Source organism: Sutterella sp., assembly GCF_052272535.1.
In the GTDB taxonomy this organism is placed as follows: Bacteria; Pseudomonadota; Gammaproteobacteria; order Burkholderiales; family Burkholderiaceae_F; genus Sutterella.
In genome coordinates this window covers 1-14,506 of the sequence record NZ_DAVZJY010000034.1, presented here as the reverse complement: position 1 = coordinate 14,506, position 14,506 = coordinate 1, and the positions used below count along the sequence as shown (strand labels likewise).

Sequence of the window (14,506 nt, the reverse complement as noted above, 5' to 3'; positions counted from 1 at the left end):
CCGAAGATTCGGCGGCGCCCATCGTTCCGAAGATCTGCTGCGGGCGGCGGGCCTCCATGGAGAGGCTCGACGGCCATAAGCCGGTGAAGCTACTCCTCGACCTTCACCTCCACGCCTTCGCGGCACGTCTCCAGAACGTGCGCGTCAAAGCTCGGGAACCGGTCGCGGGCGGCGGCGGTGAAGCGCAGCGCGGTTTCGTCGCTCTTCGTCATCGCGATCAGGGTGGACCCGGAGCCGCTGATGAAGAAGGCGGAGGCGCCCGACTCGAAGGCGAGCGCGCGCAGCGTCTCGTAGTCCGCAATGAGCTTCCTGCGGCAGGGCTCGTGGAGCCGGTCCCGGCAGGCTTCGGCGAGAAGATCCTCGTCGCCCGAGGCGAGTGCGTTGATCATCGCGATCGCGTGCGAGGTCGTGAAGACGCTGTCCTTCACGGAGATTTCCTTCGGCATCGCCTTTCTGGCGTCGGCCGTCTTCACCTCGTAGTCGGGGATCACGGCCGCAAAGCGCCAGTCGGGCGAAATCGGGAGCGCGAGCGCATGGAACCGCTCGTCCGCGGCGAAGGAGGCGGTGAGACCTCCGAGCACGCAGGGCGCGGCGTTGTCGGGGTGGCCCTCAAAGCGCGCGCAGATCTGGAAGAGGTCGTCCTTTGTGAAGGGGTTCCCGAGGAAGGCGTTCGCGGCGGCCGCGCCCGCGGCGATGCAGGTCGAGGAACTCCCAAGCCCGCGCGCGACGGGCACGCCCGCGTTGATGGTGAGGCGCACGGTCGGGGCCTCGGCTCCGGCCTGGCGGCAGAGCGTGCGGAAGCCCTGGAGCACGAGGTTGTCGGCGTTGCGGTAGGCCTCGGGGCACCCTTCGACGATCAATTCGTCCGAAGGCTCGAACGTGAAGACCGAGCGCAGCGAAAGCGCAAGGCCGAGGCAGTCGAAGCCCGGGCCGAGATTCGAAGTGGACGCGGGGGCGCTGACGGTGACGAACATGTGTTGGATCTCTCTCTAAAAAGAAACGGCTGCGCTGCGGGATGGCGCGCATTCTCCTTCGGACGCGCTCATCCCGCGGAGTGCCCCTGCGGGACGCGCTGCTCACGGCGCAGGCCGCAGGGAGACGCCCTTTGGTGAAGCTCAGGCGAGCTTCGTGCGGGCCTGCCTGAGGACGTATTGGGGCAGGTCGGCGATCGCCTCGACGTCCTTCCAGAGCACGGGCTTCGTGCGCAGGTTGGAGAGCGAGGCGGGCGGCTCGACCCCGGTCGCGTCGGCGAGGGCGTCCATGTACTCGAAGGCGGCGGCTTCGGGCGCAGCGGCCTTGGTCTTGAGGTCGCCGTAGAGCGCCGTGTAGACGTCGCGGCAAAACTTGTAGGGCGAAGCCGTCGAGAGCACCACCATCGGCACCTCGGGCGAGGCGTTCTCGAGCGCCACGCGGCGGGCGACGGCGGTGTGCGGGTCAATGAGGCGACCGTCCTCCTCCCAGGCCGCGCGGATCGAGTCCATGGTGGCCGCGTCGTCGGCGAAGCCGCAGCCGAAGGTCGCCTGGAGCTTCGCGAGAAGCTCGGCGTCGACCTGATAGAAGCCCTTGGTCTTCAGGGACTCCATGCGCTCGCGGGTACGCTCCGCGCTCATGTCGTCGATCCAGTAGAGCGCGCGCTCCAGGTTGCTCGAGACGAGGATGTCCATCGAGGGCGAAATCGTCTTGTGGAGCGGCCGGCGGCGGTCGTAGACGCCCGTGAGGAGGAAGTCCGTGAGGACGTTGTTGGCGTTCGAGGCGACGACGAGGCGCCGCACCGGGAGGCCCATGCGCTTGGCGCACCAGCCGGCCAAAACGTCGCCGAAGTTGCCCGTCGGCACCGTGAAGTCCACCGGGTCGCCCGCATGCACGACGCCGCGCGCGAGCAGCTGCCGGTAGGCGTCGAAGTAGTAGACGATCTGCGGCACGAGGCGGCCGATGTTGATCGAGTTGGCGCTCGAGAGCGAGACGCCGATTTGAGCGAGCTCCTTCGTAATGGGCGAGGAGAAGAGGTTCTTCACCGCCGTCTGCGCGTCGTCGAAGTTCCCCTTGACGGCGCAGACCGCGACGTTCGACCCCTCCTGGGTCGCCATCTGCAGGTGCTGCACGGCGGAAACGCCGCCCTCGGGGTAGAAGACCGTGATGCCGATGCCCGGGACGTCCTCAAAGCCCGCGAGCGCGGCCTTGCCCGTGTCGCCCGAAGTGGCCGTGACGATCATCAGGCGCCGGCCGGTTCCGGCGAGCGCGCGACTCATGAGCTGCGGGAGCATGCAGAGCGCGACGTCCTTGAAGGCGGCCGTGGGGCCGTGGTAGAGCTCGAGGAGGTGCATGCGCCCCAACTTCGTCACCGGGGTCACGTCGCCCGGGAGCGGGCACTTGAAGGTGGAGCCGTAGGCCGCGGCGATGGATTGATCGATCTCCTCGGGCGTGTAGTCGTCGAGGAGCGCCGAGAAGACGCGCTTGGCGGTGTCGGCGTAGGGACCGGTTAGCGAGGCCGGGTCGATGCGGCGCTCGCCGAGCAGGTCGGTGACGAAGAGGCCGCCGTCTTGGGCGAGCCCCTTGAGGACCGCTTCGCGGCTCGTGAGGACTTCCTGGGGATTGCGGGTGCTGTGGTAGAGCATGAAGTGGGCGAGGTCCTTCGTTGTGCCGCGCTCTGTATGGGGGCTGCGATGCGGCTCCGGGGCGCGGCGGGTTGGCTTCAATGTACTCCTACTATACGTCCGGCAGAACGACCATCGGGCGCGCGGCGTCCGGCCAGCGCTCCCCCGGACCTCGTCCGATTATGCGGGCGGGCCCGGCGCTTTGGCTGAAAGCCGCGGCCGCCGCGGCGCCATTACTTTTCCTCAATTCTCGTTGACTCAGTTCAACTACGACTTTGTCCCAAAGACAATAGGGGAATTCCCCCTTTGCATGTCGGGTAGGATAGGTGAAGAGCCACCCCTCGAAGATGCGGAGGGGACTTCACTGGAACACCGCCGGCGGCGGGCCGGACGCGAAGGCGTCCCCCGCGAGGCGCACCGCGACGAGGGAGATGACGCATGCTGAAAATCGGTCTGTTGGGCTTCGGTACGGTCGGGCGCAGCGTCGCTGAACTGCTCGCCGAACGCAACTGCGGCATCGAGCTCCTCCACATCCTGCGCCGTCCGGGCAAGGCGGGCGGTCCGCTCATGACCGAGCGCTTCGAAGACATCGTGAACGACCCGCAGGTGGACGTCGTCGTGGACGTCCTCTCCGGGATCGAGCCTTCGCACGCCTACATGCTCGCGGCCCTGCGCGCCGGAAAGGGCGTCGTCACCGCCAACAAGGCGGCCTTGGCCGCCCACTACGAGGAGCTCGCAGGAACGGCGCGCGCCCTCAACCTTCCGCTCCTTTTCGAAGCCTCCTGCGGCGGCGGCATTCCCTGGATTGAAAACATCAAGAAGGCCTCGCGCATCGACCGCATCGACGCGATGCAGGGGATTTTGAACGGCACGGGCAACTACATCATCGACCGCATGGAGCGCTTCGGGATGGAGTTTGACGATGCGCTCAAGGAGGCGCAGGCCAAGGGCTACGCCGAAGCAGACCCGACCGCCGACATCGGAGGCTTCGACGTCGCGAACAAGGCGCTGATTTCGGCTTCGGTCGCGGCCGGCGCTCCCGTCTGCGCCCACTTCCCCGTGCTCGGGATTGAAAAGCTTTCGAAGGCCGTCCTCGACGACCTTCACCGCGCGGGCAAAACCGTCCGCCACATGATGCTCTTTCGCCGCAGCCACGGCCGCTTCGCCCTCGGCGTCGTTCCCGTCGTGCTGCCGCGCACCGCCCTTGAGGCGAACGTGCAGGAGAACTTCAACTGCGCGACCTTGACGGGCGACGTCGTGGGCACGCTCAAGTTCTACGGCCAGGGCGCGGGCGGCAGGCCCACCGCCGACGCCGTTCTCCAGGACCTCACAAGCATCCGAACACGCCGGGTCGAGCCGGTTCTCGAGTCCGCACCGCTCGCCTACGACGCGGGGCTGCTGCGCGGCACGGGGTTCTTCCCCGACGGGATCCTGCCCGACCGGACCCTCGAAGAATTGGCCGCCATTGCCCGGGAGAAGGGCGCGTTCATGGCGTTCCGGCCCGAAGACTGAATTCCACCCCTTAAATCCACAAGAGATTCCCATGCTCAAGATTACGAAATTCGGCGGCAGCAGCTGCGCGAGCGCCGAACAGTTCCGCAAGGTGAAGGCCATCATAGAGGCCGATCCCTCCCGTCGCTTCGTGGTGATTTCGGCCGCCGGCCGCAAGAATCCGAAGGACAACAAGATCACGGACCTGCTCTACCTCTGCCGCGCGCACGTGGACTATCACGTGGACTATCGCCCGATCTTCGAGATCATCCGCGGACGCTTCCTTGAGATCAAGAACGAGCTCGGTCTCAACACCGCGATCGAAGAGGAGCTCGACCTCTTCTGCGAGCGCGTTCCCGAGCTCTCCGTCGACGAGCTCGTCTCGCGCGGCGAATACTTCACCTCGCGCCTCATGGCCGACTTCCTCGGCTTCCCCTTCGTGGACGCCGCCGACGTCGTGGCGATGGAGTTCGACGGCACGTTCAACTTCGACAAGACCACCGAAAACCTCAAGAAGGTCCTGCAGTCGAACGACCGCTTCGTGATGCCGGGCTTCTACGGCCGCACCCCCGACGGCGCGGTCAAGGTGATGACCCGCGGCGGCTCGGACATCTCCGGCTCGATCCTCGCGCGCTGCCTGCACGCGGACCTCTACGAGAACTGGACGGACGTTTCGGGCTTCCTGATGGCCGACCCGCGCATCGTGAAGGACCCGCGCAACATCGAGCGCATCACGTACGCGGAGCTGCGCGAGCTCTCCTACATGGGCGCCTCGGTCCTCCATGAGGACGCGATCTTCCCGATCCGCCAGTACAACATTCCGATCCACGTTCTCAACACGAACCGTCCGCAGGATCCGGGCACGCTCGTGCTCGACAAGATCGAGGACGAGGAAAACGGTCCGCTCGTCACCGGCATCGCCGGCAAGAAGAGCTTCCTCTCGATCGAAATCTGCAAGCGCAACATGTCGAACATGGTCGGCATCGTCTCGGGCGCGCTCGACGTGCTCGAGAAGTACGGCGTCTCGATCGAGCATCTGCCCTCGGGCATCGACAGCTTCAACATCGTCCTCTCGAAGAAGGACGTCGAGCACAACCTCTACGAGATCCTCGCCGACATCAAGGAGAAGATCAAGCCGGACTCAATCCGCGTCACCGAGCCGATGGCCCTGATCGCGATCGTCGGGCGCAACATGAACGCGCGCCCGGGCTCGTCGGGCAAGCTCTTCACCGCGCTCGGCAACGCCGGCGTGAACATCCGTATGATCTCCCAGGGCTCGAGCGAAATCGACATCATCGTCGGCGTCGCCAACCAGGACTTCGACAAGGCCGTGTGCGCGCTCTACCAGAGCTTCGCCCGCTGACGTTCCATTCCATCTTCCCGTTCGAAAGAGGCAAATCATCGTCAATACCCCCTGCCTAAAGGCAGGGGCTTGAAAGAGCCTTTATTGACTAGCCTCAGCGCCCCTCTTTCGAGAGGCGCTGCGTTGGTTGGGAATGTATAGGCACCGTGGAATGTACATCCTAGTTCCACGCACTGCGGCCTGTGATAAAAGCTCCGAGAGGTAGGAGCGGTGTTGCAGGCAAAAAAACCCTTCTAACATTGGCGAAGGATGTCAACCGGCCTTCGGGCCGTGTGAAGTGGAACCTGAGGGTATCCGCTAACCGCTTCTCAAAAAGAGAAGTACATTTTTAACCGAACTTAGAAACGAGGACGGCGCTTCCTCCCCTGTCTGAAGAGAGAGGCTTCCGCGCCGATTATCTATGAAGCAGTTGAAGGTCGGCATATTGGGCGCCACGGGCGCCGTCGGCGAACAGATGCGCATCGTGCTTGCGGAGCGCAACTTCCCCCTCTCGGAGCTCCGCCTCTTCGGCTCGGCCCGCAGCGCCGGCACCGAGATCGAATTCAAGGGCGAGAAGCTCAAGGTTCAGGAAGCCTCCCTTGAGGCCTTCAAGGGGCTCGATCTCCTCCTCGGCGCCGCGGACAACGACGTCGCAAAGAAGTTCCTCCCCGACGCGGCCAAGATGGGCATCGTCGTCGTGGACAACTCGAGCGCCTTCCGCCTCGATCCGGAAGTGCCCCTCGTCATCCCCGAGGTGAACCCCGAAGACGTCAAGTGGCACAAGGGCTTGATCGCCAATCCGAACTGCGCGACCATCATCGCCCTCACGGCGGTGGCGGCCCTGCACCGCAAGGCCCGTCTGCGCCGCATGATCGCCTCGACCTACCAGGCGGTTTCGGGCGCCGGCCGCCAGGGCATCGACGATCTGCTCGCCGAAATCCACGCACCCGAGGGCGAGCAGCCGCCGCTCGGCGTCTTCCCGTACCCGATCGCCTACAACCTCATCCCGCAGATCGGCGGCTTCAACGACCTCGGCTACACCTCCGAGGAGATGAAGATGCAGAACGAAGGGCGCAAGATGCTCCATGAGCCCGACTTCCTCGTCTCCTGCACCTGCGTGCGCGTGCCGATCATCCGCTCGCACTCCGAAGCCCTCACGATGGAGTTCGAGAAGGAGATCTCGCCCGAAGAGGCCCGCGAGCTTCTCAAGGACGCTCCCGGTGTGAAGCTCTACGACGATCCGGCCGAGAAGAAGTACCCGATGCCGCTCGACACGAGCGACCAGGATCTCGTCTACGTCGGCCGCATCCGCCGCGACCTCTCCGCGCCGAAGGAGTCCTACAACCGCTCGCTCACGCTCTTCTGCTGCGGCGACCAGGTTCGCAAGGGCGCCGCGACGAACGCGGTTCAGATCGCTGAGATCGTCTTCGGCATCGGCTGAAAAGCGCGCTGAAGGCTGGGGGAAGGAAGCTCCGACGGGTCCTCACGGGCCCTGCCGGAGCTTCGTTTTTTCGAAAGAGAACTGCCTGAGGCAGCTTCACCACCAACCGAGTGAAGCCAGATTAAAGGCTTCGCCGCAACGGGCGCCGTCCACGCCCGGGAACGCCTGCGCACTTTTCCGCCAGTCGCTCGAAGCAAGAACGGCGAGGAGCCGTTCGAGGGCGGGGGACGCCGCATCGGCGCGCCGGACGAGAAGATAGTCTTCCTGCGCGAGCGGTACATAAGCGTCGCCGCACTGCTTCGCCGCCGTCTCCACGCAGAGACCTGCGTCGGCCCGGCCCGCCGCCACTGCCATTGCGACCATGCGGTGGCTTTCCTCGATTTGAGTGAGGGAGTCGAGCGCATCGGCGGCGAGCCCTTCGCGGGCAAGAAGATCGGCCTCAAGGAGCCGCGTCCCTGTTCCGGCTTTTCGGCCGGCAAAACGCAGGCGCTTCGTCACTACGTCTGACAAGCGTTGCACGTCGTGGGGGTTGCCTGCAGCAAGAGCCAGCCCCTGCGTGCGGGAGGAGAAGCGCACGGCGATGAGGTTCGACGCATGGAGATGCGGGGCGAAGGCCCGGGCAGCCGAACTCTCAGCCGTAGATCCCTTGGGAAAGTTGAAGGCGGCAAGATCAACCTCACCGTGCTCGAGCGACTTGAGTCCCTCGAGGCTGGTGCTGAAGCGCAGGTCGAGAATGACGCCGGAGGGGAAGATCGCCTGCGGAAGCCGGGCGAGCCAGGGATCAAAACACCCGGCGAGTGAAATGATTTCGGCGTTGGGATCACAGGCGGCCGCGAAGGCTGCACTCAGCTCTGACCGGAGCTTTTCAATTTCGACGCTGTGACGCGCAAGGATGCTTCGTTCCATCCATAGTAGCTTGGATCCGAGCGGCGTGAGGGTCGCCGGTCGGCCCTGTTCCCGCAGTACGAGTTTCTGGCCGAAGCGCGCCTCCCAGTCTTCGATGCATCCCCAGAGGTGGCGGTATGAAACGCCGAGGCGTTTGGCGGCTTTGACCAGAGAGCGTTCGCTTTCGATGACTGCAAGCTGCTCAATTAGGGCATTGTGCATGCCGGATCGGGCATCAGCGGAGTCGACGATACGGTATAGAAATTCGATGGACTGCATGGGTTGGAGAAGAAGGCTTCCCGTTGCAGGGAATCATACGGGAAGCCTTGTCCTCCAGCGGAGCCGAAACGACGGCGGATCGGGACCTGCCAGAACGCCTGCGGTCAAACCCGGCAGCGCGTCGGGATGCGGATCATGCGGCGGTCGATCGCGGCGAGGTTCTTCGCGCCAGTGAGCGTCATGGCGACCTGAAGTTCGCTCTTCAACTTGTTGGCGAAGAGCGCCACGCCGTCGGCGAGGCCGCCGTGTGCGGCGCGCACGAAGTGACGGCCGGCAAGGCAGGCGTCGGCGCCGAGCGCAAGGTACTTCTCAAGGTCGGTGCCGCGAGCGACGCAGCCGTCCACGAGGATCATGCACTTGCCGTTGACGGCATCCGCGATCTCAGGGAGTACTTCGGCGGTGCCGGCGGAATCGGCGAGCGTGCGGCCGCCGTGGTTGGACACCACGATCCCGGCCGCTCCCGACTTTACGCAGAGGCGGGCTTCATCAACGGTCATGATGCCTTTGAAGAAGAGCGGAAGCGGCGAAGCCTTGACGAGCTCGCAGAGCTGCTCGAAGGTCTTCGGCTCTACGGTCTGACCGGGGGTGGCGCGGGCGGCGCGACCCGCACTGTCGAGATCAATCGTGAGCGCGACGGCGCCGCCTTCGACTGCCTTCTTCATGCGCAGAATGATTTCTTCCTGCAGCCGGGGTTTGAGGCCGACGATCGCCTTCAGGCCCTTTGACTTCAGCGTCTGCAGGCGCTTTTCGAAGACGTCGATCGGGTCGCCGATGCCGTCCGCCACCGCGCCGAGCGTGCCCGCGCGGTTGCAACCTTCACAGATAGCCGTGACGAACTCCTCTTCGGTGAGGCGACCGCCCATGTTGTAGGTGGTGCCGCCCGTAGGCGCCGCTAGGCACGGCATCGAAAGTTTTTCACCGAAGAAGTTGAAGGTCATGTCGGGCTTCTTCACGTCGTGCACGGCGCGGGCATTGAGTTCAACTGCGGCGAGGGAATCATAGTTGGCCTGGAAGCTGCGGTTGGCGCCCATGCCGCCGAAACCGGGAACCTGCCCGATGCAGGGGCCGCGGCCGTTGCATTCCGGGCAAACGAGGCAACGCGGCGCCATCAGGCGACGGGCCTGATTGCGGACTTCTTCATAGGTCATCTTGCCCGAGAGCGGACGCAGCGCGGGCTTCGTTTCCTCAGCGGCGAAGGCCGGCACCGAGCCGAGCAGGGTGGCCGTGCCGAGGGCAGCACCACTGCGGAAAAGGGAGCGACGGTCGAGCATCATGTGTTGGGTCATTGGGATCTCCTGATGTTTTTATGGGCGTCGGCGTTTGTGCTCTACGCCCGGTGTCCTAAGTATGATGACCTATGAACAAACAAACATATGCTGGATTGAGCATAAGCATGTCGCTGATCAATGCTGAGGGCGGCGCTTTACCGTTCGATGGAAGCTCGTTCGTTAATACAAGTGGTTGCGATTGAAGATGAAGAGCGCCATCGAAACGTCATGGAGTCCGCGTAGGATTTCCTCTTTCCTCCGGCCGAACGACCGGGCCTGAAACGCATCTCAACAAGCTCATGAACGCATTTTTGAGCCGCCTCGCCGGCGGCCTGTGCTCCCTCAAGGGACGCCTCACCAACCGCGTCGCCGCCGCTGCCGCCGCGGGTCTTCTCGCACTCGCCTCCGCGGGGCTCCTCGGGGCCTCTCCGGCCGCGGCTCTTCAGCTTCCTGGGTTTCTCGGGGGCGACGTCGTCGCCGTCCGGGATCTTCCGCCCGAAGCGCGCGAAACCCTCGCCCTCATTCACCAAGGCGGTCCCTTCCCGTACGCCAAGGACGGCTCGGTCTTTGGGAACTACGAGCGGCAGCTCCCCAAACAGAGGCGCGGCTACTACACCGAATACACGGTGCCCACGCCGGGCCTGAGAAACCGCGGCCCGAAGCGCATCGTTGCGGGCAAGGGCGAGGCGGGCGACCCCGCTACCTCGGGCGAATATTGGTACACGGCCGATCACTACAAAACCTTCCGGCGGATCAAGGAATAGCCCGGCCGGGAAGAAGCGGACACGCAAGCATTTGAAGAAGGAAATCCATCATGACGCGACTCCTCAGCACGCCTCCCGTTGAAGTCGAATGCACGGGACTCACGAAGCCTCAGCTCTTCGAGGCCTTTGCTGCGGCGCTGAAGCTCCCCGACTGGTTCGGGCGCAACCTCGACGCGCTCTACGACGCCTTGACTGACCTCGAGGGGCCGGAAACCATCGACCTCGTCGGTTGGGAGGACGCCGCCCTTTCGCTCGCCGACCGCCGTGCGTTTGAAGGGGTCTTCTCGGACGCCGTTGCGCAGGCCGGCGCCGACCGGCTGCAGATCCGCCTCGTCTCCGAGGTGCTGCCCTCGCAGGACGATCCGGACGAAGACGATTGACCGCTCCAGTCCGGGACGTGCCGTTCCGGCCGACGGAGAAAAAGGAAAACCTCTGCGGCTCCCGAAGCTACAGAGGTTTTTTGCTGGTGGAGGGTGAAGAAGGGCCCTCAGGCGTCGAGCGCGAAGATCTTTCTCAGCTCCGCCGACGGGAGGTCGCCGATCCACGATTCGCCCGAGGCCACCGTGAGGTCGGCGAGCGCGCGCTTCTGTCCGAGCATTTCGTTGATCTTCTCCTCAAACGTCCCGGCGGTGACGAGGCGGTAGACGAGAACGTCTCGGCGCTGCCCGATGCGGAATGCGCGGTCGGTCGCCTGCGCTTCGACGGCCGGGTTCCACCAGAGGTCGTAGTGGATCACGGCTGAAGCCGCAGTCAGGTTGAGGCCCGTGCCGCCCGCCTTCAGGGAGAGGATCAGTACGCGCGCGTCTCGCTCGGTCTGGAAGCGGTCCACCATCTCGGCGCGCTTCTTCACCGGTACGCCGCCGTGGAGGAACTCCGCCGCCACGCCCTTGGCGTTCTGAAGCCAGGCGGCGAGCCGCTCGCCCATCTCGCGGTACTGCGTGAAGACCAGGACCTTGCGGCCGTCCGTGAGGCACTGGTCGATGATTTCGAGGAAGGCGTCGCCCTTGCCGGAGTCGGGGAGCGCCGTCTCCGTCTTCTCGAACTGCGAGGGGGAGTTGCAGATCTGCTTCAGGCTCGTGATCATCTTGAGCACGAGCCCGCGGCGGGCGGCGCGCGCCTCCGCCGAGCCCGCCTCGGGCGACTTCTCGACGCCCTCCAACTTCTCGAGGAGGTCGGTGAGCGTACGCGCGTAGAGCGACGTCTGCTCGAGCCGCATCGGCGTGAAGCGGTCGATGGTGTTCTTCTCCGGGAGGTCGGAGATGATCGAGCGGTCGGTCTTGACGCGCCGGAGCATGAAGGGGGCGGTGAGCCGGCGGAACGCTTCGGCCGCGCGTTCGTCGTGGTCGGCCTCAATGGGCCGCGCGAAGGTGTCGGCGAAGTTCTTCTGGGTGCCGAGGAGCCGCGGCTGCACGATCGAGAGGATCGACCAGTACTCCATCAGGCGGTTCTCCACGGGAGTGCCCGTCATCGCGATCACCTGATCGGCGCCGAGCCCCTTCACCGACGCGGTCTGCAGCGTATTGGGGTTCTTCACGGCCTGCGCCTCGTCGATCACGAGAAGCCGCCAGGCAAGGGCCGAGAGCGCCTCGTAGTCGCGCTTCAGGGTCCCGTAGCTCGTGAGCGTCACGTCGGGGAGTTCCTTCGGGGCAGGAAGCCGCCGGTCCGCGCCGTGGTGCACGCCAACGGTGAGGGCGGGCGCGAACTTCGCGAGCTCGCGCGTCCAGTTGGCGATGAGGGTGGTGGGGAGCACCACGAGGACCTTCTTCGCGGCGAGTTCGCCCCGGTTCTTGAGTTCGAGCACGGCGGCGATCACCTGGAGCGTCTTGCCCAGCCCCATGTCGTCGGCGATGAGGGCCCCGAGTCCGAGCGAGATGTTCTTCATGAGCCACGAGAACCCGCGCTCCTGATAGGGGCGCAGCACCGCGTTGAGCCCTGCCGGGGGCGCAACGTCCTTCACCTCGGTGATGCGCTCGAGTCCGGCCTTGAGTTCGTCGGAGACGGCGACCGGGGTGCCGTCCGCCTCGCCCATCAGCACGGCGCGCATCTTTTCGAGCGGCGTCATCGCGGGCGGGCTCTCCAGGGTCCTTTGAATGCGCGCGATCTCGGCGGGATCGACGTAGACGAAGTCGTCGCCGAAGCGCACCACCTCGCCGGGGTGCTTCGCGAGGTCGAGGAGTTCGTTCCAGGAGAGCGCGCGGCCGCCGACCGCCGCCTCCCAGTCGAAGTCCGCAATGGCGTTCTTCGTGAGGAGACTCTTGGCAAAGCCCGCGCCGCTCCCCGCGCTGGCCTGCAGCCGGGGCTTGAGGATGCGGCGCAGCGACTGCGGGAGCATCAGGGTGACGCCCAGCATCGCGAGGTGCGGAGCGGTTTCAAAGAGGAAGTCCTTCAATTCCGGCATCGGGAGCACGGCGGGCTTGCCGCGGCTCGTGCGGATGCCTTCGAGCACCGGCGCGCCCTGGGAGAGCGTTTTGAGGACCGAGAGCGCGGCGAAGCGGTGCGGTGCGAAGCGCTTCTCCTTCAGGAGGCGCTTCAGGAGCACCGGGCGGTCCGTGGGGACGGCCGAGGGGTCTGCGACGCCGAGCGCCGGGGCGGGCGGCATCGGGATCGAATCCTCGTCCTCCGGGGCGGCGAGCTCCGCCGCGGCCGCCTTCTCGACGTCCGCGTCCCGGCCGAGAATGCCGAAGTTGAGCCGCACCTCGTCCTTGGGTGAGGTGCGCACCGTGAGGACCGGCCGCCAGGGGTAGGCGTCGCCCAACGCAAAGGGCTTCAGGGCGCGCGCCAGGGATTCGCCCGCCCGCGGGTCGATGTGGCCGTCCAACTGCGAGACGTCGTACGCGCACGCCCCCGCTTCAAAGACGTCCGCCGGATCGGGGCGGGACGACCAGTCGAGAATTGCGGCGCGAATGAGGCCGGTGGTGAGCGTTGAGACGGCGAGGAGCGCCGTGCGGGCGGGGTCGCTCTCCGTGAGGGCGAGGGCCGACTTGCCGGTCAGCTGCTGCGCCCACGGAGCGATGCCGCGGGCGAGTCCCGTGAGGAGCGTCTTCACAGCGGGGTCGCGCAGCGCCGGGAGCCACCAGATGCGCGGGCAGGGGTTCTTCACGCCGGACGGCTCGACCACCGCCGGCACGACGGCGCCGCGTTCGATCAGGGCCGCCGCGGCCCAGGCCGCCTCGCGCCAGCACTCCATTTCGGGGCGGAGCACCTCGGCCTCGCGCCGCGTGAGGGCGGCGAGACTCACCGGTACCGTCTCGAGTTCGGGCGACGCGGGCTTCTTCGGCATCTTCGCGCCCGCCGTCAGGGCGAAGACCGGGTCGCCGCCCTTCGTCGCGCCGAGCGTGAGGAGAAGTTCGCCCGCCGCCGTGCGCAGCGCCTCGGGCGCATCGGCGCCGAGCGTCGCCGTCGTGAACCACTGCGCGGCCGCAGCGGCGGAAGCCGGATTTTCGTCCGCTTCCTCGCGCTTCACGCGGTCGGCCGCTGCGCCGCGCACCGTGCGGCTCGTGAATTTCGCCGCGCGGGCGAGGATTTTCTTCACGTACGCGGCGCAGTCGGGGTTCGAGGTGAGCGGGATTTTCTGCGGGTAGAGCGACGTGAGGACTTCGGACAGGTCGGGGAGCGTCGCGTAGGGGAGGGTTCTCAGGACCGCGAGCGCCGCGGCTTCGATGGTCTGCGCAGAGTCGGCGGCGGGTTGGGCGTCCGGCTGGGGGACCTTGAGGTCGGCGGCCGCGCGGGCGAGGAGCGCCGCGGGCGCGAGGGGCTTCACGGTGACGGCGGCGTTGAGGTCGATCCCGCGTTCCTTGAGCTCCCGCTTCAGGTCGATGCCACGGAAGCGGAAGATGAAGAAGGGATCCATGTCGATGCGGTCGGCCATGATGTAGAAGACCGCCGCGACGTGCTTGCAGACCCGCGCCGAGTCCGGGCACGTGCAGCGGATGCGCATCGAGCGCCACGTCTTCGGGAAGAGCTCGATCCCGAGGTCTTCGCAGATGTCGGCGATGCCGCTCGGGAGCGACCCGTCGAGGAGCTCCGCCACCAGGTCGGGGTCGGCGGCGACGGCGTCCGCGAGGCGCCCGGCGTCGCGCGCCGAGACGGGGCTTCATGCCGATCGTGATCTCATAGGGCGAATAGGCCGAGCCCGCGACCAACGCGACGATTTCGGGCTTTGCGGTGAGCTCGAGCGACTCGACGCGGCCGGTGTTCGCATAGGTCTTGCCGCGCGGCAGGCGGTTTGCCTCGTCCACGCGTTCGATTGCGTTGAGCCACGCCGCGCCCCACCAGGTCGTTCCGTACTGCCGCCTCGTCGCCATCCTTGTATTCCTTCTCTCTCGTCCGCCGGTCTGAGCACCGTCCGCCCGGCGAAGTTAATTTCGGGGTTCGGGACGGCGAAAGGGACATGATATCAGACGGGGTGCGCAGAAGGGCCGCGCCCGCTCGTGCGGAGGACG

General features: G+C 66.0%; 10 protein-coding genes. 5 read left to right on the top strand and 5 right to left on the bottom strand.

Translation table 11 applies throughout. The annotated features are described in order from the left end of the window. Positions 1–89 precede the first annotated feature (89 nt). A complete protein-coding gene (gene thrB / locus ACT6Y9_RS03365; RefSeq protein ID WP_443743492.1) occupies positions 90–974 on the bottom strand; it encodes a homoserine kinase in 885 nt (294 codons plus the stop codon). Positions 975–1,115: 141 nt separating this feature from the next. Continuing rightward, positions 1,116–2,696, bottom strand: a complete 1,581-nt coding sequence (gene thrC, locus ACT6Y9_RS03360; protein ID WP_443743491.1) for a threonine synthase — start codon at positions 2,694–2,696, stop codon at positions 1,116–1,118. 336 nt (positions 2,697–3,032) lie between these two features. Here thrC and ACT6Y9_RS03355 point away from each other — a divergent pair, with 336 nt between their 5' ends. The 3 genes from ACT6Y9_RS03355 to ACT6Y9_RS03345 all read left to right on the top strand — a co-directional run bounded on the left by ACT6Y9_RS03355 (position 3,033) and on the right by ACT6Y9_RS03345 (position 6,868). Then, the gene (locus tag ACT6Y9_RS03355) at positions 3,033–4,106 is read left to right on the top strand and encodes a homoserine dehydrogenase (RefSeq protein ID WP_443743490.1); all 1,074 of its coding nucleotides are present in this window, start codon (positions 3,033–3,035) and stop codon (positions 4,104–4,106) included. A gap of 31 nt (positions 4,107–4,137) precedes the next feature. Further along, on the top strand, positions 4,138–5,448 hold the full coding sequence (locus tag ACT6Y9_RS03350; RefSeq protein ID WP_295479019.1) for an aspartate kinase: 1,311 nt from the start codon (positions 4,138–4,140) through the stop codon (positions 5,446–5,448). Between the two features lie 400 nt (positions 5,449–5,848). Next, entirely contained in the window at positions 5,849–6,868 is a 1,020-nt protein-coding gene (locus ACT6Y9_RS03345) for an aspartate-semialdehyde dehydrogenase (protein WP_443743489.1), read from the top strand. A gap of 96 nt (positions 6,869–6,964) precedes the next feature. Here ACT6Y9_RS03345 and ACT6Y9_RS03340 read toward each other — a convergent pair whose 3' ends face one another. Together ACT6Y9_RS03340 and ACT6Y9_RS03335 are read right to left on the bottom strand one after the other, a co-directional pair. Continuing rightward, on the bottom strand, positions 6,965–8,032 hold the full coding sequence (locus ACT6Y9_RS03340) for a substrate-binding domain-containing protein (protein WP_443743488.1): 1,068 nt from the start codon (positions 8,030–8,032) through the stop codon (positions 6,965–6,967). 104 nt (positions 8,033–8,136) lie between these two features. Continuing rightward, on the bottom strand, positions 8,137–9,318 hold the full coding sequence (locus tag ACT6Y9_RS03335) for an alpha-hydroxy-acid oxidizing protein (protein WP_443743487.1): 1,182 nt from the start codon (positions 9,316–9,318) through the stop codon (positions 8,137–8,139). Positions 9,319–9,599: 281 nt separating this feature from the next. Between ACT6Y9_RS03335 and ACT6Y9_RS03330 the strand changes: the two genes are divergently transcribed. Together ACT6Y9_RS03330 and ACT6Y9_RS03325 are read left to right on the top strand one after the other, a co-directional pair. Next, a complete protein-coding gene (locus tag ACT6Y9_RS03330; RefSeq protein WP_443743486.1) occupies positions 9,600–10,064 on the top strand; it encodes a ribonuclease domain-containing protein in 465 nt (154 codons plus the stop codon). Positions 10,065–10,114: 50 nt separating this feature from the next. After that, positions 10,115–10,444: a barstar family protein gene (locus tag ACT6Y9_RS03325; RefSeq protein WP_443743485.1), complete on the top strand. Its 330-nt coding sequence runs from the start codon at positions 10,115–10,117 to the stop codon at positions 10,442–10,444. Between the two features lie 107 nt (positions 10,445–10,551). Here the strand turns inward: ACT6Y9_RS03325 and ACT6Y9_RS03320 are convergent, their stop codons facing one another. Next, a complete protein-coding gene (locus ACT6Y9_RS03320) occupies positions 10,552–14,094 on the bottom strand; it encodes an SNF2-related protein (RefSeq protein WP_443743484.1) in 3,543 nt (1,180 codons plus the stop codon). Positions 14,095–14,506: the final 412 nt, after the last annotated feature.